The sequence below is a fragment of the Veillonella parvula genome, assembly GCF_018378075.1.
Taxonomy (GTDB): Bacteria; Bacillota; Negativicutes; order Veillonellales; family Veillonellaceae; genus Veillonella; species Veillonella parvula_K.
In genome coordinates this window covers 117,419-140,406 of the sequence record NZ_JAGZYE010000006.1, presented here as the reverse complement: position 1 = coordinate 140,406, position 22,988 = coordinate 117,419, and the positions used below count along the sequence as shown (strand labels likewise).

19 protein-coding genes are annotated in these 22,988 nt (G+C 38.7%); all 19 read left to right on the top strand.

The window, feature by feature from the left end; translation table 11 throughout:
- Positions 1 to 49: 49 nt before the first annotated feature.
- The 19 genes from KH286_RS07065 to tig all read left to right on the top strand — a co-directional run bounded on the left by KH286_RS07065 (position 50) and on the right by tig (position 22,976).
- A complete protein-coding gene (locus tag KH286_RS07065; RefSeq protein ID WP_195394635.1) occupies positions 50 to 1,738 on the top strand; it encodes a glutamine--tRNA ligase/YqeY domain fusion protein in 1,689 nt (562 codons plus the stop codon).
- Between the two features lie 190 nt (positions 1,739 to 1,928).
- Positions 1,929 to 2,561, top strand: coding sequence for a hypothetical protein (locus tag KH286_RS07060; protein WP_195394636.1), 633 nt, complete (start codon positions 1,929 to 1,931; stop codon positions 2,559 to 2,561).
- A 104-nt stretch (positions 2,562 to 2,665) separates the two neighbouring features.
- Positions 2,666 to 3,253, top strand: a complete 588-nt coding sequence (locus KH286_RS07055) for a DUF3793 family protein (protein WP_008714331.1) — start codon at positions 2,666 to 2,668, stop codon at positions 3,251 to 3,253.
- A 10-nt stretch (positions 3,254 to 3,263) separates the two neighbouring features.
- On the top strand, positions 3,264 to 3,683 hold the full coding sequence (locus KH286_RS07050; RefSeq protein ID WP_004696544.1) for a flavodoxin: 420 nt from the start codon (positions 3,264 to 3,266) through the stop codon (positions 3,681 to 3,683).
- Positions 3,684 to 4,081: 398 nt separating this feature from the next.
- Entirely contained in the window at positions 4,082 to 4,714 is a 633-nt protein-coding gene (locus KH286_RS07045; protein ID WP_004696542.1) for a helix-turn-helix transcriptional regulator, read from the top strand.
- A 9-nt stretch (positions 4,715 to 4,723) separates the two neighbouring features.
- Positions 4,724 to 5,935, top strand: a complete 1,212-nt coding sequence (gene dpaL, locus KH286_RS07040; protein WP_278617781.1) for a diaminopropionate ammonia-lyase — start codon at positions 4,724 to 4,726, stop codon at positions 5,933 to 5,935.
- Positions 5,936 to 5,947: 12 nt separating this feature from the next.
- Positions 5,948 to 7,258, top strand: a complete 1,311-nt coding sequence (locus tag KH286_RS07035) for a YgeY family selenium metabolism-linked hydrolase (RefSeq protein ID WP_004698551.1) — start codon at positions 5,948 to 5,950, stop codon at positions 7,256 to 7,258.
- A gap of 152 nt (positions 7,259 to 7,410) precedes the next feature.
- Positions 7,411 to 8,604, top strand: coding sequence for a knotted carbamoyltransferase YgeW (gene ygeW, locus KH286_RS07030; protein ID WP_004696537.1), 1,194 nt, complete (start codon positions 7,411 to 7,413; stop codon positions 8,602 to 8,604).
- 68 nt (positions 8,605 to 8,672) lie between these two features.
- Positions 8,673 to 9,608, top strand: a complete 936-nt coding sequence (arcC, locus tag KH286_RS07025; protein WP_101928837.1) for a carbamate kinase — start codon at positions 8,673 to 8,675, stop codon at positions 9,606 to 9,608.
- A 54-nt stretch (positions 9,609 to 9,662) separates the two neighbouring features.
- Positions 9,663 to 10,991, top strand: a complete 1,329-nt coding sequence (ssnA, locus tag KH286_RS07020; protein ID WP_101928838.1) for a putative aminohydrolase SsnA — start codon at positions 9,663 to 9,665, stop codon at positions 10,989 to 10,991.
- Positions 10,992 to 11,019: 28 nt separating this feature from the next.
- Positions 11,020 to 12,711, top strand: coding sequence for a selenate reductase (locus KH286_RS07015; RefSeq protein WP_004698536.1), 1,692 nt, complete (start codon positions 11,020 to 11,022; stop codon positions 12,709 to 12,711).
- A complete protein-coding gene (hydA, locus tag KH286_RS07010) occupies positions 12,708 to 14,057 on the top strand; it encodes a dihydropyrimidinase (protein WP_004698618.1) in 1,350 nt (449 codons plus the stop codon). Before KH286_RS07015 ends, hydA begins: the two co-directional genes overlap by 4 nt.
- 17 nt (positions 14,058 to 14,074) lie before the next feature.
- Positions 14,075 to 16,624 (top strand): selenium-dependent xanthine dehydrogenase, encoded by a 2,550-nt coding sequence (xdh, locus tag KH286_RS07005; protein ID WP_278617780.1) that lies wholly within the window; start codon positions 14,075 to 14,077, stop codon positions 16,622 to 16,624.
- Positions 16,625 to 16,769: 145 nt separating this feature from the next.
- Positions 16,770 to 18,155, top strand: a complete 1,386-nt coding sequence (locus tag KH286_RS07000; protein ID WP_004698561.1) for a nucleobase:cation symporter-2 family protein — start codon at positions 16,770 to 16,772, stop codon at positions 18,153 to 18,155.
- Between the two features lie 204 nt (positions 18,156 to 18,359).
- Positions 18,360 to 19,547: a RuBisCO large subunit C-terminal-like domain-containing protein gene (locus KH286_RS06995; protein ID WP_004698549.1), complete on the top strand. Its 1,188-nt coding sequence runs from the start codon at positions 18,360 to 18,362 to the stop codon at positions 19,545 to 19,547.
- A gap of 105 nt (positions 19,548 to 19,652) precedes the next feature.
- Positions 19,653 to 20,459 carry an MBL fold metallo-hydrolase gene (locus tag KH286_RS06990; protein ID WP_004698746.1) on the top strand — a complete coding sequence of 269 codons (807 nt, stop codon included), beginning with the start codon at positions 19,653 to 19,655 and terminating at the stop codon, positions 20,457 to 20,459.
- Between the two features lie 2 nt (positions 20,460 to 20,461).
- The gene (rlmH, locus tag KH286_RS06985) at positions 20,462 to 20,941 is read left to right on the top strand and encodes a 23S rRNA (pseudouridine(1915)-N(3))-methyltransferase RlmH (RefSeq protein ID WP_004698704.1); all 480 of its coding nucleotides are present in this window, start codon (positions 20,462 to 20,464) and stop codon (positions 20,939 to 20,941) included.
- Between the two features lie 111 nt (positions 20,942 to 21,052).
- The gene (locus tag KH286_RS06980; RefSeq protein WP_004696521.1) at positions 21,053 to 21,508 is read left to right on the top strand and encodes a CBS domain-containing protein; all 456 of its coding nucleotides are present in this window, start codon (positions 21,053 to 21,055) and stop codon (positions 21,506 to 21,508) included.
- A 163-nt stretch (positions 21,509 to 21,671) separates the two neighbouring features.
- Complete coding sequence (gene tig, locus KH286_RS06975; protein WP_004698674.1) at positions 21,672 to 22,976, top strand: trigger factor; 1,305 nt, start codon at positions 21,672 to 21,674, stop codon at positions 22,974 to 22,976.
- Positions 22,977 to 22,988: the final 12 nt, after the last annotated feature.

The window sequence follows — 22,988 nt, the reverse complement described above, 5'->3', positions numbered from 1 at the left end:
ACAAAATATGGTAAAATAAAAGAATATTTTTCCTATGGAGGTAAGAACGTTGGAACATAAAGACATTGAAAAAGATGTAGCTCCTGAAGAAGTTGTATCTGTTAACTTTATTGAAGCTATTATCAACAAAGATAACGAAACTGGCAAATACGGTGGCCGTGTATTGACTCGCTTTCCACCAGAACCAAATGGTTACTTGCATATTGGACATGCTAAATCTATTTGCCTCAACTTTGGTATTGGTAAACAATACAATGGCTTAACAAATCTTCGCTTTGATGATACAAATCCTGTAAAAGAAGATGTCGAATATGTAAACTCCATCATGGAAGATGTTAAATGGCTTGGATTTGATTGGAATGAACAACCACGTTATGCATCTGATTATTTTGACCAAATGTATGAGTATGCTAAGAAATTAATCACGCTTGGCAAAGCTTATGTAGATGATCAAACTGCAGATGAAATTAAACAAAATCGTGGCGATTTCTCTACTCCTGGTGTCAATAGTCCATACCGTGATCGTAGTGTAGAAGAAAATTTGATGCTCTTCGAAGAAATGAAAGCTGGCAAGTATAAAGATGGGGAAAAGGTATTGCGTGCAAAAATCGATATGGCGCATCCTAATATCGTAATGCGTGATCCTGTTATTTATCGTATTGTAAATACAGAGCATCATAATACGGGTAATGAGTGGAAAATTTACCCTATGTATGATTTTGCCCATCCTATTGAAGATGCTATTGAACGCATTACGCATTCTATTTGTACATTAGAATTTGAAGTTCACCGGCCATTATATGATTGGGTGTTAGAGGAATGGGATGATACTGAAATTCCTCAACAAATTGAGTTTGCTCGCTTGAATGTAACTAAAATGGTTATGTCCAAACGTAAATTGCGTGCTCTTGTTGAAGCTGGTCTCGTAGCTGGTTGGGATGATCCTCGTATGCCAACTATTTCAGGCTTGCGCCGTCGTGGTTATACTCCAGAATCTATTCGTGACTTCTGTGATCGTATTGGCGTTGCTAAAGCTGATAGCGTTGTTGATATTGCTTTGCTTGAGTTCTGTATCCGTGAAGATTTGAAACTCAAAGCTACACGCCCTATGGTAGTTATTGATCCTGTGAAAGTTATTATTACGAACTATCCAGAAGGTCAAACTGAACTTTGCACAGTTGAAAACAATCCAGAAAATGAAGAGTTGGGTAACCGTGAAGTTGTATTCGGTCGTGAAATCTACATTGAACGCAATGACTTTATGGAAGAACCAGTTAAGAAATTCTTCCGCTTGGCACCAGGTAAAGAAGTACGCTTGAAAGGAGCTTACTTCATTACATGCACTGATGTTATTAAAGATGAAAATGGTAATATTACAGAAATTCACTGTACATATGACCCTGAAACTAAGAGCGGTAGCGGTTGTACACGTAAGGTTAAGGGCACATTACATTGGGTTGAAGCATCTACTGCAGTAGATATTGAATCCCGTTTATATGATTACCTGCTCAAAGAAGATTCTGATGGCAAAGATTTCTTAGGTGATTTTAATCATGAGTCTTTACAAGTATTCCATAGTAAAGGTGAGGCAAGTCTTGCTACAACTGTACCAGGTGATCATTTCCAATTCTTGCGTCAAGGTTACTTTGTAACTGATAAAGACAGTACTTCAGACCATATTGTGATGAACCGTATTGTTGGTTTACGCGATAGTTGGGCTAAGGCACAAAAGAAATAATATAACGCTTATTTTATATTACTATAATGTTAAAGAACCGCTCCTTGGTGGGCGGTTCTTTAACACTGGGTTATTACTATAAATACTTTAATGACAATAGATGTTTAGAATAGCCTAAGCCATTGTTTGGCTTTAATCTCTAGATGTTGTATTGCTAGTTTATTATATTAATGCTTTCATGAGGAGAAAAATGAAAAAAATAGTACTACTTGCTACGGTAGCGGCTGCGTTGGTATCTATGCCTGCTACGGGTTCTGCAGCAAACATAAAGTCCATTTTAAATAGAAGTCAAACTATAACATATCAAGGTGTTAAATTGCCTGAAGGTGTTACTATGTATCAAAATAATCCTAAAGCGTTGTTTGCTGGGGAGGGTAAAAAAGATATTAAGTCTGTACTTCTTGGGTTGGGCGCGTCTTCTGCAGACGTATATACATTAAACATTAAAAATGAGAATGAAATGCAATATGCTGTTTATGCGAATGTTGTGTTAGGTAAACAATTATTTGGTCGCATGAGTGAAACAAAACATTTGAATACAGATTCTTCATCTCTTGGAGTATTAGCTGCGGCTATTAACAATGGCGATAGTCCTGTACTTGGTACTTTCACGGTAATAAACCCATTAGTAAAACAAGGCAATGCCTATAAAGGCACATTGAAATATAAAAGTATAGCTAATAATAATTCTTATAATGAGATATTACATATTAGTATTTCTGAAGATAAATATACAGGACCAAATGCTCATTTAATTGCTGTTGACGAAGCTAATGATAGTGTTGTATTCCCTAAAGTTAAAGGTTTATTACATACCAAATAATAAATAATTATTGAAAATATATATCAATTATTCTTGACAATTTTTCTCATCAAGAGTACTATGAGCCTATAGGAATTATTCTCATTAGAGGAAATTCTAACGATGTGCAACAGGCAGGTACTATTATGATGAATTCAATTGACCATATCATTGGATATCATTGTGCACCGGCAATTCGAGGTATTAAGCTATCGAACTTGGTTTCTATTCCACGGGACATGAATGAACAAATCCAATTTGTATTGATAGAGTATAATAAAGCGTTCAATGAAAAAGGATTGTTCTTCTTTGAATTATGTCGTTGTAAAGCGCGAAGACTATTATTGGTATTCCGTGAGAAGCAATTAAGAGACTATGTACGGCAACCTGCGGTGATGTTATTTTTGAAAGCCTACGGTTATCATGATCGAATGAGCATTATGGAGATGCTCGAACATCTTAGATATCGTATGGAAGTAAGCATTGAGTTTCCACATGAAATCGGCATTTTTCTAGGTTACCCATTAAAGGATGTGAAATGTTTTATTTCCTATCGTGGTGGGGGATACCGAATGTGCGGAGAGTGGAAGGTTTACCATGATGTGGTAAATGCACAACGCTCTTTCTTGTGTTACAAAGCATGTCGTGAATTTTGTCAAACTCAATTGATGTTGGGAAAAACATTTAGTTCATTGGTCGCAAGAACGGCCTAGGAGGTACAAGATGATTGGTGTAATTTTTTGGTCCGGTACAGGCAATACAGAACGCATGGCTTATGAAGTAGCTGAAGGTATTAAAGCTGCAGGTCAAGAAGTTGAAGTAAAATCCGTTTCTGAAGTATCTGTTGATGAAGCAGCCGCTTATGAAAAATTAGCTCTTGGCTGTGCTGATATGGGTGCAGAACAATTAGAAGAAGGCGAATTTGAACCATTCTACACTGAACTAGAAGGCAAGTTGAGTGGTAAAAAAATAGCGATCTTTGGCTCCTATGGTTGGGGTGGTACTTGGTTGGAAGACTGGGGCACTCGAATTAAAGATGCTGGTGGCGAATTAGTGGCTGATGGCGTAGCAATCTTGGGCGAACCTGATGATGATGGTAATGCACAATGCCAAGAATTAGGTAAAACATTAGCAAACGCTTAATTTGATTTTAATTACTAACATAAATACTAATAGTTAATAATAAAAGGTTGTAATGACGATAATTCGTTATTACAGCCTTTTTTGTATGTACTTATGATTGATATGATGGAGCAAAGGTCATTAAAAATTTTGATATCGATAAGTAAATGTGATGAAAATCATAATGTTTATTTATCTTTATCTCTATTTGTGTATATAAGCGCATAATTATAAATAACTTTAATACATAATTATATTGCGTTTTTGTACACATAGTCCTATAATTTAGTTAAAGAACCTAACAAAAATTTAGGTTGATACAAAAATAGTTAGGGTTAATTTTATATTAGCTATTAACCGGGCTAGCGTAATTTAAACGGGAAAGGTTAATCTATGACATTGAAAGAGGGGTTATTTCAATGAGTACATTAGAGCGAATAAAAGTCATAGCCCATGGATTAGCGGTACAATTTGGACCATCCTGTGAAGTATTGATTCATGATTTACAAGGGGATATTAATTCTTCTCTTGTATATATTGAGAATGGAACTATAACTAATAGACATGTTGGTGATGGCCCATCGCATGTGGTTTTAGATGTGCTGAGTCATGACGATGGTAGCGAGGGCAGATTTGGTTATCTCACAAAGACTAAAGATGGTCGAATATTAAAATCTTCTACCATGTATATTCGTGATGATACAGGTCGTATAGCATACTTGTTGGGGATTAACCAAGATATAACAGAGTTTGTTATGATGCATCGACTTTTGGATAGTTTGGTCAATACAGGTCAGGAAGATGCAGGATCTGTTGAAAAAATTACGACGAGTGTATCGGAACTATTAGATGATTTATTACTAGACGTAGAACGTTTAGTTGGTAAACCAGGACCATTGATGAATAAGGTGGAACGCTTAAAAGCTATTTCCTATTTAAACGAAAAAGGGGCTTTTCTTATCTCGAAGTCTTCTGAGAAGATAGCAGAGTATTTTAATATTTCTAAGTTTACTCTTTATAGTGATTTAAATACTGTAAAGGAAGAATCCTAGGAGGCAAATATGGAACGAATTCAGTGGAAACGTAATACAATGGTACCATCAAGTGACAAGTTTTTGTCCGTTATGGATGTTAGAGAGGTTAAGAAAGCTAAAGCGTTTCATGAAAGTTTTCCACAATATAGCGTTACTCCACTTGTATCGCTTAAGAATTTAGCGTCTTATATCGGTGTTGATGCACTCTTTGTAAAAGATGAATCCTACCGATTTGGCCTTAATGCATTTAAGGTATTAGGCGGCTCCTATGCGATGGCAAAATATGTGGCGCAACAAACTGGTAAAGCTGTTGAGGATGTACCATATGATGTATTAACATCAGCAAAATTAAAAGAAGAGTTTGGTCAAGCTACATTCTTTACTGCCACTGATGGTAACCACGGTCGAGGTGTAGCATGGGCAGCCAATAAATTAGGTCAAAAATCTGTAGTATTTATGCCAAAGGGCTCTACAGAATATCGTAGAAAACAAATCGAAAACGAAGGCGCTACTGTAACAATCGAAGACTTCAACTACGATGAGTGTGTACGCTTAGCAACTAAAAAGTCTAAAGAAGTTCCTAATGGTGTTGTAGTTCAAGATACTGCCTGGGAAGGTTATGAAGAAATTCCAAACTGGATTATGCAAGGCTATGGCACAATGGCTATGGAAACAGCCAATCAATTAGAAGCTGATAATTGTAAAGTTCCTACTCATGTATTTGTACAAGCTGGTGTAGGTTCCCTTGCCGGTTCTGTAGTGGGTTACTTCACTAATCTATACAGCAATGTGGCTAAAAAACCTAAATTAATTGTTGTAGAAGCGGCAGCTGCAGCTTGTTTATACAAAGGTGCTGTAGCTGATGATGGTAAACCTCGTATCGTAGAGGGTGATTTAGAAACAATCATGGCAGGCTTAGCTTGTGGTGAACCGAACACAGTTTCTTGGGATATTTTGAGAAATCATGCAGATGTATTCGTTTCTGCGCCTGACTGGGTGGCACGTTTAGGCATGCGCGTTGGTGGTGCACCAATTAAAGGTGATACTCCAATTACTACTGGTGAGTCTGGTGCAGTTCCATTAGGCCTTGTAATGGCACTTATGACGATGCCGGAATATGAAGATTTACGGAAAGAGTTAGAACTAGATGCGTCTTCAAAGGTACTCTGTTTCTCCACTGAAGGTGATACGGATCCTGAAAGATATAAAAATATTATGTGGTATGGTGAAGATCGTTAGGAGGCATTAATTATGGATTTACAAGCAATTAAACAAGCAGCGGCAACTTATGGCCCAGCGATGACAAAATTTTTACGTGAGATCGTAGCATTCCCAGGTGAAAGTGCTGAAGAAAAAGATCATGTAAAACGTATAGAACAAGAGATGAAAGACCTAGGATTTGATGAAGTTGAAGTAGATCCTATGGGGAATATTCTTGGATATATGGGTACAGGGAAAACCCTCATTGCCTTTGATGGACATATTGATACAGTTGGTATTGGCAATCGTGACAATTGGGATTTTGATCCATATGATGGTTTCGAAGACGAAACTAAAATTGGTGGCCGTGGCGTATCTGACCAATTGGGTGGTATCGTATCCGCTGTATACGGCGCTAAGATTATGAAAGATTTAGGACTTCTAAGTGATAAATATCGTGTACTTGTTGTAGGCACCGTACAAGAAGAGGACTGCGATGGCCTTTGCTGGGAATACATGATTAAGGAACGCAATATCCGTCCTGAATTTGTAGTATCTACAGAACCAACCGATGGCGGTATCTATCGTGGGCAACGTGGTCGCATGGAAATTCGTGTAGATGTACAAGGCGTATCTTGCCATGGTTCTGCTCCTGAACGCGGTGATAACGCAATTTATAAAATGGCAGATATACTTCAAGACATCCGTGAATTGAATGCTAACTCTGCTGATGAAAGCACAAAAATTAAGGGCCTTGTTAAAATGCTTGATCCAAAATTCAACCCTGACCACTATGAAGAAGCTCGCTTCTTAGGTCGCGGTACAGTAACTACTTCCCAAATTTTCTATACTTCTCCAAGCCGTTGTGCAGTAGCTGACTCCTGCGCTATTTCCTTGGACCGTCGTATGACTGCTGGTGAAACTTGGCAAAGTTGCTTGGCAGAAATCGAAGAATTACCACATGTTAAAGAATATGGTGCGAAAGTATCCATGTACGAATACGCTCGTCCATCTTGGACTGGTTTGACATATCCAATCGAATGTTACTTCCCAACTTGGGTAATTCCTAAAGATCATAAAGTAACAGAAGCTTTGGAAGAAGCATACACTAGCTTATATGGCAACGAACGTATTGGTGCAGAAGATACAGTTGAAATGCGTAAAGCTCGCCCATTAACTGATAAATGGACATTCTCCACAAATGGTGTATCTATCATGGGTCGTAATGGCATCCCTTGTATTGGCTTCGGTCCTGGTGCAGAAGCACAAGCACATGCTCCTAACGAAATTACATGGAAACAAGATCTTGTAACATGTGCTGCTGTATATGCATTATTACCATCCGTATACTGCAAAGACTAATATCACATACGTTGAATTAGATTTATTTTAACGAAAATAACTGAAAATAGTTGATATTAAGAATTTCATATGGTACCTCAACATTTGATGAGGCATCGTATAAAGTTAGATCCTAAGTAGCCCTTTAGGGAATTGAAAGAGAGGACTTACAGATGACAGACTTCAATAAAAGTATTGAAACTTTACAAAAATTAGACGTTAGTAAAATGTACGGCGAAGATTTCTTCTTAACTTGGGAAAAATCTGATGATGAATTGCAAGGTGTTTGGGCCGTAGCTGATGCATTACGTGCTCTTAGAGAACGCAATATTTCTACTAAAGTATTTGACAGTGGCCTTGGCATTTCTTTATTCCGTGATAACTCTACAAGAACTCGCTTCTCCTTTGCTTCCGCTTGTAATTTGCTAGGTCTTGAAGTTCAAGATTTAGACGAAGGTAAATCTCAAATTGCTCATGGTGAAACAGTTCGTGAAACAGCTAATATGATTTCCTTTATGGCAGATGTTATCGGTATTCGTGATGATATGTATATCGGTAAAGGGAATGCTTATATGCATCAAGTATCTGATGCAGTTAAAGAAGGTCATGAAGATGGTGTACTAGAGCAACGCCCAACGCTTGTAAACCTCCAATGTGATATCGACCATCCTACGCAAATCATGGCTGATACAGCTCATATCATCAAAGAATTTGGCGGTGTAGAAAACCTTAAAGGTAAAAAGATTGCTATGACGTGGGCGTATTCTCCATCCTATGGTAAACCTTTATCCGTACCTCAAGGTGCTATTGGTTTATTCACTCGTTTAGGTATGGAAGTTGTATTAGCACATCCAGAAGGGTATGAAGTAATGCCGGAAGTTGAAGAAATCGCTAAGAAACAAGCTGAAGCTAGCGGCGGTTCATTCCGTAGAACTAACGACATGAAGGATGCTTTCAAAGATGCAGACATCGTATATCCTAAGAGCTGGGCTCCATTCGGTGCAATGGAAAAACGTACAAAACTGTATGGTGAAAATGATCATGAAGGTATTAAAGCATTAGAAAAAGTTCTTCTTGAAGAAAATGGTAAACATAAAGATTGGGCATGTACGGAAGAGATGATGAGTCTCACAAAGGACGGCAAAGCTCTTTACTTACATTGCTTACCAGCAGATATTACAGGTGTAAGTTGTGAAGAAGGCGAAGTAGATGCAACAGTATTTGATCGCTACCGCATACCTCTTTATAAGGAAGCAAGCTACAAACCATATGTTATTGCAGCTATGATTTTCCTTAGCAAATTTAAAAATCCTGTAGAAACCTTAAAAGAATTAGAACGGAAGGGAACCGAACGAGTTCAACCGTAAAGTAAAGTTTAGGGGCCATCCGTATTGATGGCTCCTTTTATTCTTAATAGTTTGTTATGAGGCATAACATGAAAAAGAGAGTTGTAGTAGCACTAGGGGGGAATGCATTAGGCAATTCCTTACCAGAACAGAAAATTGCAGTAAAAAGTACAGCTAAAACAATCATTGATTTAGTAGAAGCTGATTGTGACGTAGTGGTAACACATGGTAATGGACCTCAAATTGGTATGATCAACAATGCGATGGCTGCATTGACTCGTGAAGTAGAAGGTCAACCAAACACTCCATTATCTGTATGTGTAGCAATGAGCCAAGCTTATATTGGTTATGACTTACAAAATGCTCTTCACGAAGAGCTCTTAAATCGTGGTATTAAAGATTTGCCAACAATGACCATGGTTACACAAGTACTTGTTGATCAAAATGACCCAGCTTTTCAAAATCCTACAAAACCAATTGGTCACTTTATGACTCAGGAAGAAGCTGAATACGCAGAAAAGAATTACGATTATGTGGTAAAAGAAGATGCGGGGCGTGGTTATCGTCGTGTGGTGGCATCTCCAGCACCAAAAGAAATTATTGAACTAGAAGCAATTAAAGGTTTAGTAGGTAAACAATTAATTGTTGCTTGTGGCGGGGGAGGTATCCCAGTAACTAAAGAAGGTAATGAACTTCATGGTGCAGCTGCTGTTATTGATAAAGATTGGACTAGTAGTTTATTGGCCCAAGAAATTGATGCTGATGTTCTCGTTATTTTAACAGCTGTTGAAAAGGTTGCCATTAACTTTGGTAAAGAAAATGAAAAATGGCTTGATGAAATAACCGTTACACAAGCTAAAGAATTTGTATCAGCTGGTGAGTTTGCAGAAGGCTCGATGAAACCAAAGGTAGAAGCCGCTATAGCATTTGCAGAATCCAAAAAAGGCCGTGTTTCAATTGTCACATTATTAGAGAAATCTAAAGATGGTATAGCAGGAAAAACAGGCACACGTATCGTATTATAATAATATATAAGTTTATAAGTATGCATTTCAACGAATCGTTGAGGAGGTGCCCACATGATTATATTAGGAAAAGGTACTGTTATTACTCGCGACGCTGATAGACCTATCATTTATGATGGTGCTATTGCTATCGACGGGACTCAAATTGTTGATATTGGTATATATGATGAATTATGTAAAACGTATGTAAATGCAGAAATCATTGATGCTCATGGTGGCCTAATTATGCCAGGTTTCATTAATGCACATCACCATATTTATTCCGCTCTTGCACGAGGTTTATCATTGCCAGGTCCGGCACCGACTAACTTCGGTGAAATCTTGGAAGGACTTTGGTTCTACTTAGATAATAAATTGACCGCTCCTGATGTAAAAGCAAGTGCATTACTTACGTATTTAGGCTGTATCGAAAATGGTGTAACTACTATTTTTGACCATCACGCAAGTTATGGTGAAGTGCCTAACAGCTTATCCATCATTGCAGATGTAGCTAAACAGTTTGGTGTTCGCTCTTGCTTGTGCTACGAAGTGTCTGACCGTAACGGTGTTGATCAGATGAAAGCCGCTGTTGCAGAAAATGTACGTTTTGGTAAAGAGGCTAAAAAAGATCCATCTAGACTCGCTGCTATGATGGGCTTACATGCATCCTTTACTCTAAGTCCTGAAACATTAGATTATGTGAAAGCACAAAATGAAGACAAGTTAGGATATCACGTTCATGTTGCTGAAGGCCCAGAAGATGTGGCAGATAGTAAAGAAAAATATGGCATGACACCTGTTAGACGCCTCGTAGAGGCAGGTATTTTAGGCCCTAAGAGCATCGCTGGTCACTGTGTACACGTAACTGACGAAGATGTGGCATTATTGAAAAACTCTCAAGCTAAGGTCGTACATAACCCAGAAAGTAACATGGGTAATGCAGTAGGCACGACAGATATCTTAAAACTATTAGATGCAGGGATCACTGTTGGGCTTGGCACAGATGGTTATACAAATGATATGCTCGAATCTTATAAAGTAGCGAATTGTCTCGTGAAACATGAGCAACATAAACCATATGTAGGCTGGGGCGAAGTACCTCATATGCTATTTGAAAACAACCGCAAAATGGCTAATGAATTCTTCGATACTACGGTAGGCATCCTTAAAAAAGGTGCTGCCGCTGACGTAATTGTTCTTGATTACGCAGCACCAACACCACTTGATGAAAACAACATCAATGGTCACTTACTATTCGGTGCTAATGGTATGTATGTGGTAACAACTATTAGTGATGGTGTACCACGCATGATTGATCGTAAATTACAAGGCATTGATAAAGCTGAAGTAATGGACGAAGTTTTAGCAACATCTAAAGGTTTATGGAAACGACTAAACCCATAACGCAAACGCTTTAAAGGAGTGTGACATTATGAGTGACATTATGTATCCGGTAAGTTTCGGAAATTTGATGAACCACATTATGACTGAGTACAAGATGTACAATCGTATTTACAATGTAAATAAAATTCATCGTACGAATCATGATCAACGCTTATCTATCTTTGGTAAATCTATTGAAAATCCTGTAGGCCCAGCAGCTGGCCCTAATACACAGTTGGCACAAAACATTGTGGCATCCTATGTAGCTGGTGCTCGTTGCATCGAATTAAAAACCGTACAAATTATGTATGGTGAAGAATTAGGTATTCCTAGACCTTGTATCTACTCTGTAGACGAAGCATATAACGTAGAGTGGTCTTCTGAATATAGCTGTGATGAAGCTGCTGATGAATATATCAAAGCTTGGTTCGCATTGAAATTAATCTCTAAAGAATTAGGTTTAGGTGATCCAGATGGATTTTTATTCATCATGAGTGTTGGCTATAACTTGGCTGGTATTAAGAGCCCTATGGTTGATAAATTCATCAATACAATGCGAAATGCATCTCAATCTCCTATGTGGGATACATGTAAACAATGGTGTCTTGACCATGTAGATGAATTTGAGCATATTGATGCTGATTATATCAACTCTATCAGTGATGAACTTTGCCAAGCAATTACATTGTCCACAATGCACGGTTGCCCAGCAGAAGAAATCGAATCCATTTGTTCGTACCTTATCAGTGAAAAAGGTCTTCATTTATACTTAAAATGCAACCCTACATTGTTAGGGCCAAAACGCATTAGAGAATTATTGGATAACGCTGGTTTTGAATACATTGACTTTGAAGATCATCAGTTTGAAGTTGACCTTCAATTCGATAAAGCTGTTCCGATGTTAGAGCGTCTTATCGCTCTTGGTGAAAAACACAATAAGATTTTCGGTGTTAAATTGACAAATACATTCCCTGTACAAATTCACAACAATGAATTGCCAGGCGAGCAAATGTATATGTCTGGTAAATCCTTGTTACCTGTAACAATTGGTGTAGCTGAGCTCTTAAGTGCTCAATTCGGCGAACGTTTGCCTATGTCTTATAGCGGTGGTGCTGTAAAACAAAATATCAAAGCTATCTTTGATTGTGGTATTTGGCCTGTAACAGTATGTACAATTCTTCTACAAGGTGAAGGTTACAATACTTTCAAAGGCTTAGCAGACGAAGTGGAATCTACTGATTACAATGCTGCTTTAAAAGTTCATAAAGATCTCATCGCTAAACTTGCTAAAGACATTAGTGAAAATAAAATCTTCAAGAAGAGCGATACAATGAAGAAAAAACGTGAAGCAATGCCATCCTTCCCAGGCACACGTAGTTCTGACTATCACTGCCGCGTAGTGTGTGGTGCTTGTGTTCGCGTATGTCCTAATAGATGTAATGAAGTCGTTACTGTAAATGATGCTAAATTGATCGTCCATGTTGATCAAAGCTGTAATGAGTGTGGTAACTGTGCATGTCATTGCGTAGAACCTTGTCAACCATACAAGGATCGCATTACATTCTTCCACAATGCTGAAGCTTTAGCAGATAGTACAAATGATGGTTTCTACATCAAAGGCACTAGCTGTGGTTATCGCTTCAAAGGTGAAGAAGCAGTATGTGACATCGATGCATTACCTGAAGAATTGAAAGGAGTCGTACATGCCTTCTGTAAAGAGCATGTGTACTATGTATCATGATTATCATACAACAAGGGGACTTGGTCTTAACTGATCGAATCCTTACCGGAGATTTATTAATTGATAGCGACAAAATTGTCGCCATCGATGAACACATTCCTGTTCCAGACGGGGCTAAAGTAATTGATGCAAAAGGTTGCTATGTGTTCCCTGGATTTATTGATCCTCATACACACTTTCAAATGACAAATGCCTTGGCGTCTACTGCAGATGATTTTGATAGTGGTACAAAAGCCGCTATTCTTGGTGGGACAACATCAATTATTAACTTTGCTTCTCCTGAGGAAGGATCCCTTTGTAAAGGTTTAGAAGTTCACAAGGAGCGTGCCTTAGGGCATTGCTCCTGTGACTACAAATTCCATATGGAGCTTGTAGAAATGAATGAAGAGGTATCTCATGAAATACCAAAGGTTGTAGAAGCTGGTGTATCATCCTTTAAAGTGTACTTAGCGTATGGCTTCCGTTTAACAGATCGAGAAATTTATGATGCTATTGAAGCTATAAAACCAACGGGTGCGCTTGTAGGGGCTCACTGTGAAAACGGTGATCTTATCGATGCCTTTGTAGCAGATAAACGTAAACGTGGTGAATTAGATGTAGACAATCATCCACTCACAAGACCGGCCATGATTGAATCGGAAGCGATTAAGCGATTTAGTACAATTGGTGCTGCATTAGAGTATCCCGTGCATATTGTGCATGTAAGTTCTAAAGAAGGCGTAGATGAAGTTCTACGTGAGCGGGCATTAGGACATCAAGTCACTTGTGAAACATGTCCACAGTATTTGGTGCTTGATGAATCACGATATAAATTACCTGATTTTGAAGGGGTTAAATTTGTGATGAGTCCTCCACTTAGAACGATACAAGATCAAATGGCATTGAAGGATGCACTAGTAAATGGTGTTTTTCAAACCATTGGTTCCGACCATTGTAGCTTTACCTTTAATGACCAAAAATTAAAGAGTCGGTATGACTTTACCCGAATTCCTGGAGGTATTCCTGGAGCCGAAGAACGGGGTATCATTGCTTATGATGTGTTGGTTAATCAATGCAATATGAGCGCTGTAGATTTTATGAAATTAGTTAGTGAAAACCCAGCAAAGCTATATGGCATGTATCCCAAGAAGGGTACATTAGCTGTAGGTAGTGATGGGGATATAACAATTGTAGATAAGCATATAGAACATGTGCTTTCAAAAGAGTCCGCCCATACAAAGGCTGACTATATACCTTACGAAGGAATATCTGTAACTGGCAAGGTTCGAGATGTTATCCTTAGAGGTCACCATGTGGTACAAGATGGATCCTTAACAGAATCATATCTTGGTGAATGTATTCCTTAATGAGAGGAGGGCTATATATGTACCGCTTTCAAGTGAATGGCACCCAATATGAGGTTCAAGAGGATCAACGTTTAATTGATTTCTTGCGAGCTGATTTAAAGTTGACGGGCACTAAAGAAGGTTGTAGTGCTGGTGCATGTGGTACGTGTACAGTAATTATAGACGGAAAAAAAGCAAAGGCTTGTGTAAGCAAACTATCTCAATTAGATGGTAAATCAATTGTCACGATTGAAGGTTTATCTGAACGAGAAAAAGCAGTATACACCTATGCTTTTGGTGAATGCGGAGCGGTGCAGTGTGGTTTCTGTATACCAGGTATGATTATTAGTGCAAAAGTATTGATTGACGAAAATAATGACCCTACACCTGACGATGTTAAAAAGGCGATATTAGGTAATATTTGCCGTTGTACAGGCTATGTAAAAATTGAAGAGGGCATTATGTTAGCTGCAAAAATGTTCCGTGAGAACTTACCAGTTCCAGAAAAGGATACAAATGGTAATGTAGGCGCTCGTTTACACCGTGTAGATGCTGAGGAAAAAGCATTAGGTACTGGACAATACTCTGATGATATCTATATGGATGGCATGATTTATGCCAAAGCATTGCGTTCTAAATACCCACGAGCTAGAGTTGATCGTGTTGATGTGTCTAAAGCTCTTGAACATCCAGCATGTGTAACGGCATTGACTGCTAAGGATGTACCATTCAATAAGACTGGTCATTTAGTACCGGATTGGGATGTACTTATCGCCGAAGGTGATATTACACGTTATGTAGGCGATGCAATTGCATTGGTAGCAACTACTGAGAAGAAGTATCTAGATGAAGTATTGGCTTTAGTTGAAGTTGATTATACTGAATTAGAACCTATACTAGATCCATTGGAAGCGCTAAAACCAGATGCTCCTCAATTACATCCAGAGGGAAATGTATTGTCTCGTCAAACGTTATCTCGTGGCGATGTAGATAAGGCTATTGCAGAGGCTGCTTTTGTAGTAACAAATCATTATTCTACGCCTCAAACCGACCATGCATTTATGGAACCAGAATGTGCCGTTGCATATCGTGAGGGAGACGAAATTCATCTGCATTCAGGTAGCCAAAATGTTTATGATGATCGGCGTGAAGTTGCTCGTATGCTTGGCATTCCAAATGAATCTGTAAAGGTTCATAGCATGCTCGTAGGTGGCGGCTTTGGTGGTAAAGAGGATATGACCGTACAGCATCATGCATCTCTCGTAGCTTGGCTTACAGGTAAACCAACTAAGGTTCTATTCTCTCGTCAAGAAAGTCTTAATATCCATACTAAACGTCATGCGATGGAAATGGATATTACAACAGCTTGTGATGCAGAAGGTAATCTGGTAGCAAGTAAGGTAAATATCATTTCTAATTGTGGCGCGTATGCATCTTTAGGTGGTCCTGTACTTCAACGTGCTGGTACTCATTCTTGTGGCCCTTATCACTTTGATAATTTTGCCTTTGATGGTGTATGTGTTTATACAAATACTGTTCCTGGTGGTGCATTCCGTGGGTTCGGCGTAACACAAACTATCTTTGGTCAAGAGCAAAATATTGATGAATTAGCTGCGTTAGTAGGCATGGATCCTTGGGAATTCCGCTATAAAAATGTTGTGCGCCCTGGTGACTCATTACCAAATGGCCAAATTTGTTCCAAAGAAACCGCTTTAGTAGAATGTTTGGAAGCTGTAAAAGATGCATATTATGCCTCTGATCGTACTGGTCTTGCGGTATGTTTGAAAAATAGTGGTATTGGTGTAGGACTACCTGATACGGGTCGCGTTATTTTAGAAGTACGTGATGGTAAAGTTCGTATTCGTACGGGTGCTGCTTGTATTGGTCAAGGCATGGCTACTATGGCAACACAAGTACTTTGTGAAACAACAGGCTTAACGGCGGATAAAGTATTTGTAGAATGTCCTGATACAGTACGCACACCAGATTCTGGTACAACTACTGCATCTCGCCAAACGCTCTTTACCGGTGAAGCAACGCGCAAAGCAAGTCTTCGCTTAAAAGAAATGTTAGATTCTAAAACATTAGAAGAACTGAATGGCGTAGAGATTTATGAAGAGTTCCTCGGTGAAACAGATCCATTTAATTCTGATAAATCGCATCCAAAAAATCACGTTGCCTATGGTTATGGTGCATGTGTAGCAACAATTGGTGAAGACAATAAGGTTGCTAATTTACATGTAGCATACGATGTAGGTCGTGTAGTGAACCCTCAATCCTGTACAGGTCAGGCCGAAGGTGGTGCCATTATGGGAATGGGTTATGCCGTTACAGAAGACTTCCCTTATAAAGAAGGGTATGTAACATCTAAATACGGTACGCTAGGACTTCTTAGAGCTACCCAATGTCCTCCAATTCATGTAAGTCTTATCGAAAAAGGGACACCAGAACAATATGCATACGGAGCTAAAGGTATTGGCGAAATCTCTAGCATTCCGATTGCACCGGCTATTGCAAATGCGTATCGTCGTATCGACGGAGAACCACGTAGGTCCTTGCCGATTAAACATACAGGTTATAAAAAATAGAATATTTGCTTAATGGTAGGGGCTTTTGCCCCTAGCCATCAAGGTTCCCACGTGAAGTCGATGAGATTTCTAAACTCTATCATGTACGATAGTATGACTATATTGTTTAACTAGTAACTAAAACGTAAGATATGAGGTGATTCTTATGAGTAAAGGTGCATCTGGTGTCGACCATGTAGATGGTATGCTGCCAATCCCGCAGTTATTCGCTTATGGTTTACAGCACGTTCTGGCTATGTATGCTGGGGCAGTAGCTGTACCAATTATTATTGCACAAGCTATGCATTTGCCAATTGAAGATTTAATTCGTTTGATTACAGCTGACTTATTTACATGTGGTGTAGCTACATTGATTCAAACATTAGGATTCGGACCAGTTGGCGGGCGTATTCCTCTTATTCAAGGTGTTACATTTGCTTCTGTAGGCCCTATGATTATGATTGGTCAACAGCATGATATCAATACGATTTACGGTGCGATTATCGTAGCTGGTCTCTTTACATTCCTTGTGGCACCATTTTTCAGTCGTTTGATTCGGCTATTCCCACCTGTAGTAACAGGTACTATCATTACTATTATTGGTATCAACTTGATGCCAGTAGCTGTTAACTGGATGGGGGGTGGCGTAGGCAATAAAAACTTTGGCGATCCACTATACATAGCTCTTGGTGTAGCTACATTTGTTCTCGTTATATTAACTTATCGATTTGGTAAAGGTTTCCTTGGTAATTTGGCAATCTTAGTTGGCCTTATTCTCGGTACAGCCTTAGCTATGATTGTTGGTATTACAGATTTTTCAGAGGTAGGACGTTCTCAATGGATTTCTGTTGTAACACCATTCTATTTTGGTCTTCCAACCTTTGACTTTGCTTCTATTGTATCTATGATTATTGTAATGCTCGTAGTTATGGTAGAAACAACTGGTGATAGTATTGCGGTAGGTGAAATTGTAGATAAACCTATTGGTCAAAATGAATTGGCTGCGGTACTTCGCGCGGATGGCTTGTCTACTATTATTGGTGGTATCCTTAATAGTTTTCCGTATACAGCATTTGCTCAAAACGTAGGTCTTATTGCTGTAACACGTGTTAAGAGTCGTTTCGTTGTAGCAGCATCTGGTGTAATTTTAATTTTATTAGGCCTTTTCCCTAAATTAGCCGCTATCGTAGCTTGTATTCCAAATGCTGTACTAGGGGGCGCAGGGATTGCTATGTTCGGCATGATTATCGCCAGTGGGATTCGTTCTCTTGGTAAAGTTAGTTTCGATGGTAACTATAACCTGATGCTAGTTGCCATTAGTATTGGGGTATCCATGATTCCTCTTGCAGCACCTCAATTCTATACACACTTTCCAGCATGGGCTCAAATTCTTTTGAAATCTGGTATCACAGCTGGTAGTATAGTAGCTGTTATTTTAAATGTAATGTTTAATGGTTTTGGTTATAAAACTGTTAACGAACCTAATCGTGCGACTCGTAAATATCGCCACTTCACACGATTCAAAGGTTATCCTAAACATTTCTACCAATAAGATATAGTTAGACGAGTTTACTCTCATGCGATTATATGTATTGTCTCTCACAGTAGAAACCTTGTTAGTATAGGTAAAACATCAATATATATGGTTTCGTTTGTTAAAAAGATCTCACTCTGATTTGGAGTGAGGTCTTTTTTTATGGAATCGTATACTACTTTGGTATATAATTAAATAATATTATTGCAAAGGAGACGCATTATGAAAGACGAGCGATTTATAGTTACATATAGAATAGAAGCGAGTACATATGAAGAAGCAAAATCAATTGCTTGGGCTGTTCAAGTGGAGCAAACTATAGAATTTCCTTATGAGTTTGTAACGGATCCATACATTAAAGAAACTATTACTGGTCGACTAGAATCTCTTGAACCTATAGTAGAAGACTCTCCTTATATCAATGTAGGTGTGATGCCAAATGCTGTAATTGACACCTCTCGTTACTATTTGGCTCGTATTTCATATCACGTAGATACCACGGCCTTAGAGGCTACACAATTTTTAAATGTTGTCTTTGGTAATTCTTCGTTACAGCCACATATTTGGGTAGTAGATATTGAACTATGTCCAACACTTTACGATGTGTTTAAGGGACCACAATTTGGCTTACAAGGAATTCGTCGATTAGTGGAAACCCCGACGCGTCCAATGATTCAAGCCGTTGTAAAGCCGATGGGCACACCGAATGTAGAATTGGCTCGTATGTGTGGCGCTTACACACGTGGTGGTGCAGATGTCATAAAGGATGATCATGGTATTTCTAATCAGTCCTTCTCTCAATATAAAGATCGTGTAAAACGATGTGCTGCTATGGTACAGGAAATGAATGCTGTACATGGTACACATACTTTATATGCTGCAAACGTATCAGGTGATGGTACAGATGTGTTAGAACGCGCTTATTTTGCCAAAGAGGCTGGTGCTACAGCTCTCATGGTGGCTGCAGGTCTCGTTGGTTTCGGTTGGTTACACAAATTAGCTACTGATGAAAACTTACGATTGCCCATTATTCATCATCCAGCTTATTCTGGTGGATTTGTAAGCCCTGGTGTATCTGGAGTAGCTGACTATTTACAACTAGGTTTATTACCTCGTATCTTTGGGGCTGATATGTCAATTTTCGTATCTTATGGTGGACGCTTTACTTTTACAGAGGAACAATGCAAGAGAATTTCCTCTTACATTAAACGACCAATGGGCTTGATGAAAGCAGCTTGCCCGGCACCGGGTGGTGGTGTTACAGATGCTCGTCTTAATGAACTCGTTGAGCTGTACGGAAATGATACTATGTTCCTCGTTGGCGGTGACATGTTCCGTCGAGGACCAGATATTGAGGCTAATATGTCGTACTTTGTAGAGCGTTTGACTAAATTATCTGAAAGAACGTAATAATAGCTTGAATTTAAATGAGTTAATACAATGTTTAACTAAATAACTAAGCTATTGACTTTTACAGAAATAATAGATTTATGATTAAGTATATGGAGTGTTTTGATGAGTGAATCATCACCGTTGGAGGTCCATGTCCTTGCCAGTGGTAGCAAGGGCAATTGTACAGTAATAAAAAAAGGGAACTCTGTCATATTGCATGATGTAGGCATTAGTTGCCGGCGCATTGTCAATGGGTTAAAAGAATTGCATATAGACATGGCTCAGGTGGAGGGCATATTCGTCAGTCATGAACATAGTGATCATATTGCGGGACTACAACAATTACTAAAACGATTTGATCTTCCTGTGTATACGAAGCAGGGCACATGGCGTGAAATTCAAGATAAGTTAATCGTACCGAAGAATCGATTGATTGAGCTTACAAAGGGCAGTTTAACGTTGGGCGGTCTCACCGTAGAGCCGTTTTCGGTAAGTCATGATGCGGCTGATCCAATTGGAATAAATGTGTTTGCTGGGAACGATAAGGCAACTGTTGTTACTGATACAGGTGTGATTTCAGATGATATTTTACGCAGGCTTGATGATACGACGCTGTTAGTGCTAGAGGCAAATTATGATCCGCATATGTTGCGTTTCGGACCCTATCAGCCGTTTTTAAAACAACGTGTGGCTAGTGATGAAGGTCATTTGAGTAATGAAATGGCTGCACAAGCTCTACTCATGATGAAGCGTCCTAATTTTATGCAAGTTATATTGGCTCATCGATCTGAAAATAATAATAACGCTGTCCTTGTTACTCAAACCATTGGTAAAATGCTTGTGGATGGTGGTGTTCGTATTGGACCTGAAATGAAGCTGCAACATGGTCAACCTAATGAAATCGTGTCCATCCAATCTGTGAAGAGGTAAAAATGAGATTTTATATAGTCTGTATTGGTAAATTGAAGGATGCTTATTTACGTGAGGGTGTAGCAGAGTTTGTGAAACGTATGCGTCCCTATGGTGGTATTACAATTACAGAGCTGAATGAAAGTAAAATTGGAGATAAGCCGAGTGATGCGGATCGCAAACAAGTTGTTGCCGAAGAAGGAGACCGTTTATTAAAAGCGGTTCCTAAAAATGCGTATACCGTATTACTTGATGTGTATGGCAAAACGATGTCCTCTGAAGAACTCGCTAAGACGGTATCTAAACTTGAGGTGGATGGTGTGAGCGATATGGCCTTCATTATTGGTGGTGCCTTTGGGGTGAGTGATACATTACGTCAGACTGCAAATTATAAATTATCCTTTAGCCCTATGACTTTTACACATCAAATGGTTCGATTGTTACTCGTAGAGCAAATATATCGAGCATCAAAAATTAATCGCAATGAACCTTATCATTGGTAGAAGAAGTAGATTTAAAAATTATTTGTATAATACTTTCAGAAAAAAGGAGTTTTATTATACTGTGGCGAATAGTATAATAAAGCAAGATGTATTTGTAAGGAGGAATTCACTATGAAAATCCAAGAAGTAATGAATAAATACCCTGTTACTGTTGGCAAAGATGCGCCGATTTCTGATGTAGCTGATTTGTTGGTTAAATATAATTTAACAGCGGTGTCCGTAGTGGATGATGATAATAAGTTGTTAGGTATTATCTCTGAAGGTGATTTACTATATAAAAAAGTACGTCCTCATGTGCCTCATTATGTTAATGTATTAGGCGCTAGCATCTATTACAATGGCATTGGCGAATACAATGCTCAATTCAAAAAATTATTGGCATCTCACGTTCATGAGTTGATGACTGATGAAGTAATTACAACCACACCGGATAAAGATGTAGAAGAAATTGTATCTGTTATGCTTGATCAACATTTGAAAAATGTGCCAGTTGTAGATAAAGAGTATCGTTTGATCGGGATTTTGTCTCGTCGTGACATTATCAAATTGATTGCTAAAGATAACTAATTAGCATAATTATGTAAAATATGTAAAGACCACCCATTTTGGGGTGGTCTTTTAGTGTATATTGAGAAGAATTGCATTGACCTTGCATTTATGTTATTATTAGGAGTGCATAATATACTACAGAAATTTGGGCATATTGCCCTTCGAGGAGGACATATTTTAAATGAAAGCAACTGTAAATCCTGTTGATCAACACGTAGTAACGTTAACTATTGAAGTACCTGCAGCAGAAGTAGATAAGGGCATTAAACAAGCTGTAAAACGCATTGCAGGTCAAGTGAACATCCCTGGCTTCCGTAAAGGACATGCGCCTCGCCGTATTTTGGAAATGAACTTCGGCAAAGAAGCTATCTTGGAAGAAGCATTTGAAGTATTGGCTAGCCAAAACTATAGTGCTGCACTTCGTGAAAATGATATTGTGCCTGTATCTGAACCTGAAATCGAACGAGAACAATTCGAAGAAGGCAAAGATTTGATTTTCAAAGCTACTGTAACTAAACGCCCTGAAGTTAAACTTGGCGATTACAAAGGCTTAGAAGCAGAAAAACAAGATGCTACAGTATCTGATGAACAAATCGAAGAACAGTTGAACAATATTCGTGAACAACAAGCAAAAATGGTTGTTGCTGAAGAAGGCGCTACAATTCAAAAAGATGACTTCGCAGTAATCGACTTTGCTGGTTCCGTTGATGGTAAACCTTTTGATGGTGGTGAAGGTAAATCCTACCCATTACAAATCGGTTCTGGTAGCTTCATTCCTGGCTTCGAAGATCAATTAATTGGCGCTAAAGCTGGTGATGATGTAACTGTAAAAGTAACATTCCCTGAAGACTACTTCGTAGCAGAACTTGCTGGTAAAGAAGCAGAATTCAAAACTCATATCCATGATATTAAACGTAAAGAATTGCCTGAATTGAATGATGAATTTGCAAAAGAAGCAAGCTCTTACGAAACTATTGAAGAATTGAAAAAAGATCTTCGCACTAAAATGGAGGAAGAAGCTTCCCGTCGTGCAATCGATACTTACAATGCTGACTTGATTCAAACAGCTGTTAAAAATGCAACTGTAGAAATCCCAGAAGTAATGATTAAAGATCGCGTAGAACAAATGATTCAAGAATTGGCTATGAATATGGAAGGCCGTGGCTTGAAACTTGATGACTACTTGAAATTCTCCAATAAAACTATCGAAGATTTACGCTCTGAATACAAAGATTCCGCAGCTGAAAACGTACGCGCTGATTTAGTATTGGATGCTATTGCAACTGCTGAAGGTATCGAAGTAACTCCAGATGATATGAACCGTGAAATCTTCATTATGGCTCAAAACTTTGGGGCAGATCCTAAAGAAGTTTGGGATATTATTGCAAAAGAAGGTCGTGTAGCTATGTTGGCAGGCTCTGTAGCTCGCAAAAAAGCAGCTCGATTCATTATTGATAATGCAAAAGGCGCTGAAGCGGCTGAATAATAGTTTGCTCAA

Excerpts from the sequence above, each read along its gene's own strand:
- KH286_RS07060 (WP_195394636.1), top strand. The coding sequence starts at position 1,929 with ATGAAAAAAATAGTACTACTTGCTACGGTAGCGGCTGCGTTGGTATCT.
- KH286_RS07050 (WP_004696544.1), top strand. The coding sequence starts at position 3,264 with ATGATTGGTGTAATTTTTTGGTCCGGTACAGGCAATACAGAACGCATG.
- KH286_RS07045 (WP_004696542.1), top strand. The coding sequence starts at position 4,082 with ATGAGTACATTAGAGCGAATAAAAGTCATAGCCCATGGATTAGCGGTA.
- dpaL (WP_278617781.1), top strand. The coding sequence starts at position 4,724 with ATGGAACGAATTCAGTGGAAACGTAATACAATGGTACCATCAAGTGAC.
- KH286_RS07035 (WP_004698551.1), top strand. The coding sequence starts at position 5,948 with ATGGATTTACAAGCAATTAAACAAGCAGCGGCAACTTATGGCCCAGCG.
- ygeW (WP_004696537.1), top strand. The coding sequence starts at position 7,411 with ATGACAGACTTCAATAAAAGTATTGAAACTTTACAAAAATTAGACGTT.
- arcC (WP_101928837.1), top strand. The coding sequence starts at position 8,673 with ATGAAAAAGAGAGTTGTAGTAGCACTAGGGGGGAATGCATTAGGCAAT.
- ssnA (WP_101928838.1), top strand. The coding sequence starts at position 9,663 with ATGATTATATTAGGAAAAGGTACTGTTATTACTCGCGACGCTGATAGA.
- KH286_RS07015 (WP_004698536.1), top strand. The coding sequence starts at position 11,020 with ATGAGTGACATTATGTATCCGGTAAGTTTCGGAAATTTGATGAACCAC.
- hydA (WP_004698618.1), top strand. The coding sequence starts at position 12,708 with ATGATTATCATACAACAAGGGGACTTGGTCTTAACTGATCGAATCCTT.
- xdh (WP_278617780.1), top strand. The coding sequence starts at position 14,075 with ATGTACCGCTTTCAAGTGAATGGCACCCAATATGAGGTTCAAGAGGAT.
- KH286_RS07000 (WP_004698561.1), top strand. The coding sequence starts at position 16,770 with ATGAGTAAAGGTGCATCTGGTGTCGACCATGTAGATGGTATGCTGCCA.
- KH286_RS06995 (WP_004698549.1), top strand. The coding sequence starts at position 18,360 with ATGAAAGACGAGCGATTTATAGTTACATATAGAATAGAAGCGAGTACA.
- KH286_RS06990 (WP_004698746.1), top strand. The coding sequence starts at position 19,653 with ATGAGTGAATCATCACCGTTGGAGGTCCATGTCCTTGCCAGTGGTAGC.
- rlmH (WP_004698704.1), top strand. The coding sequence starts at position 20,462 with ATGAGATTTTATATAGTCTGTATTGGTAAATTGAAGGATGCTTATTTA.
- KH286_RS06980 (WP_004696521.1), top strand. The coding sequence starts at position 21,053 with ATGAAAATCCAAGAAGTAATGAATAAATACCCTGTTACTGTTGGCAAA.
- tig (WP_004698674.1), top strand. The coding sequence starts at position 21,672 with ATGAAAGCAACTGTAAATCCTGTTGATCAACACGTAGTAACGTTAACT.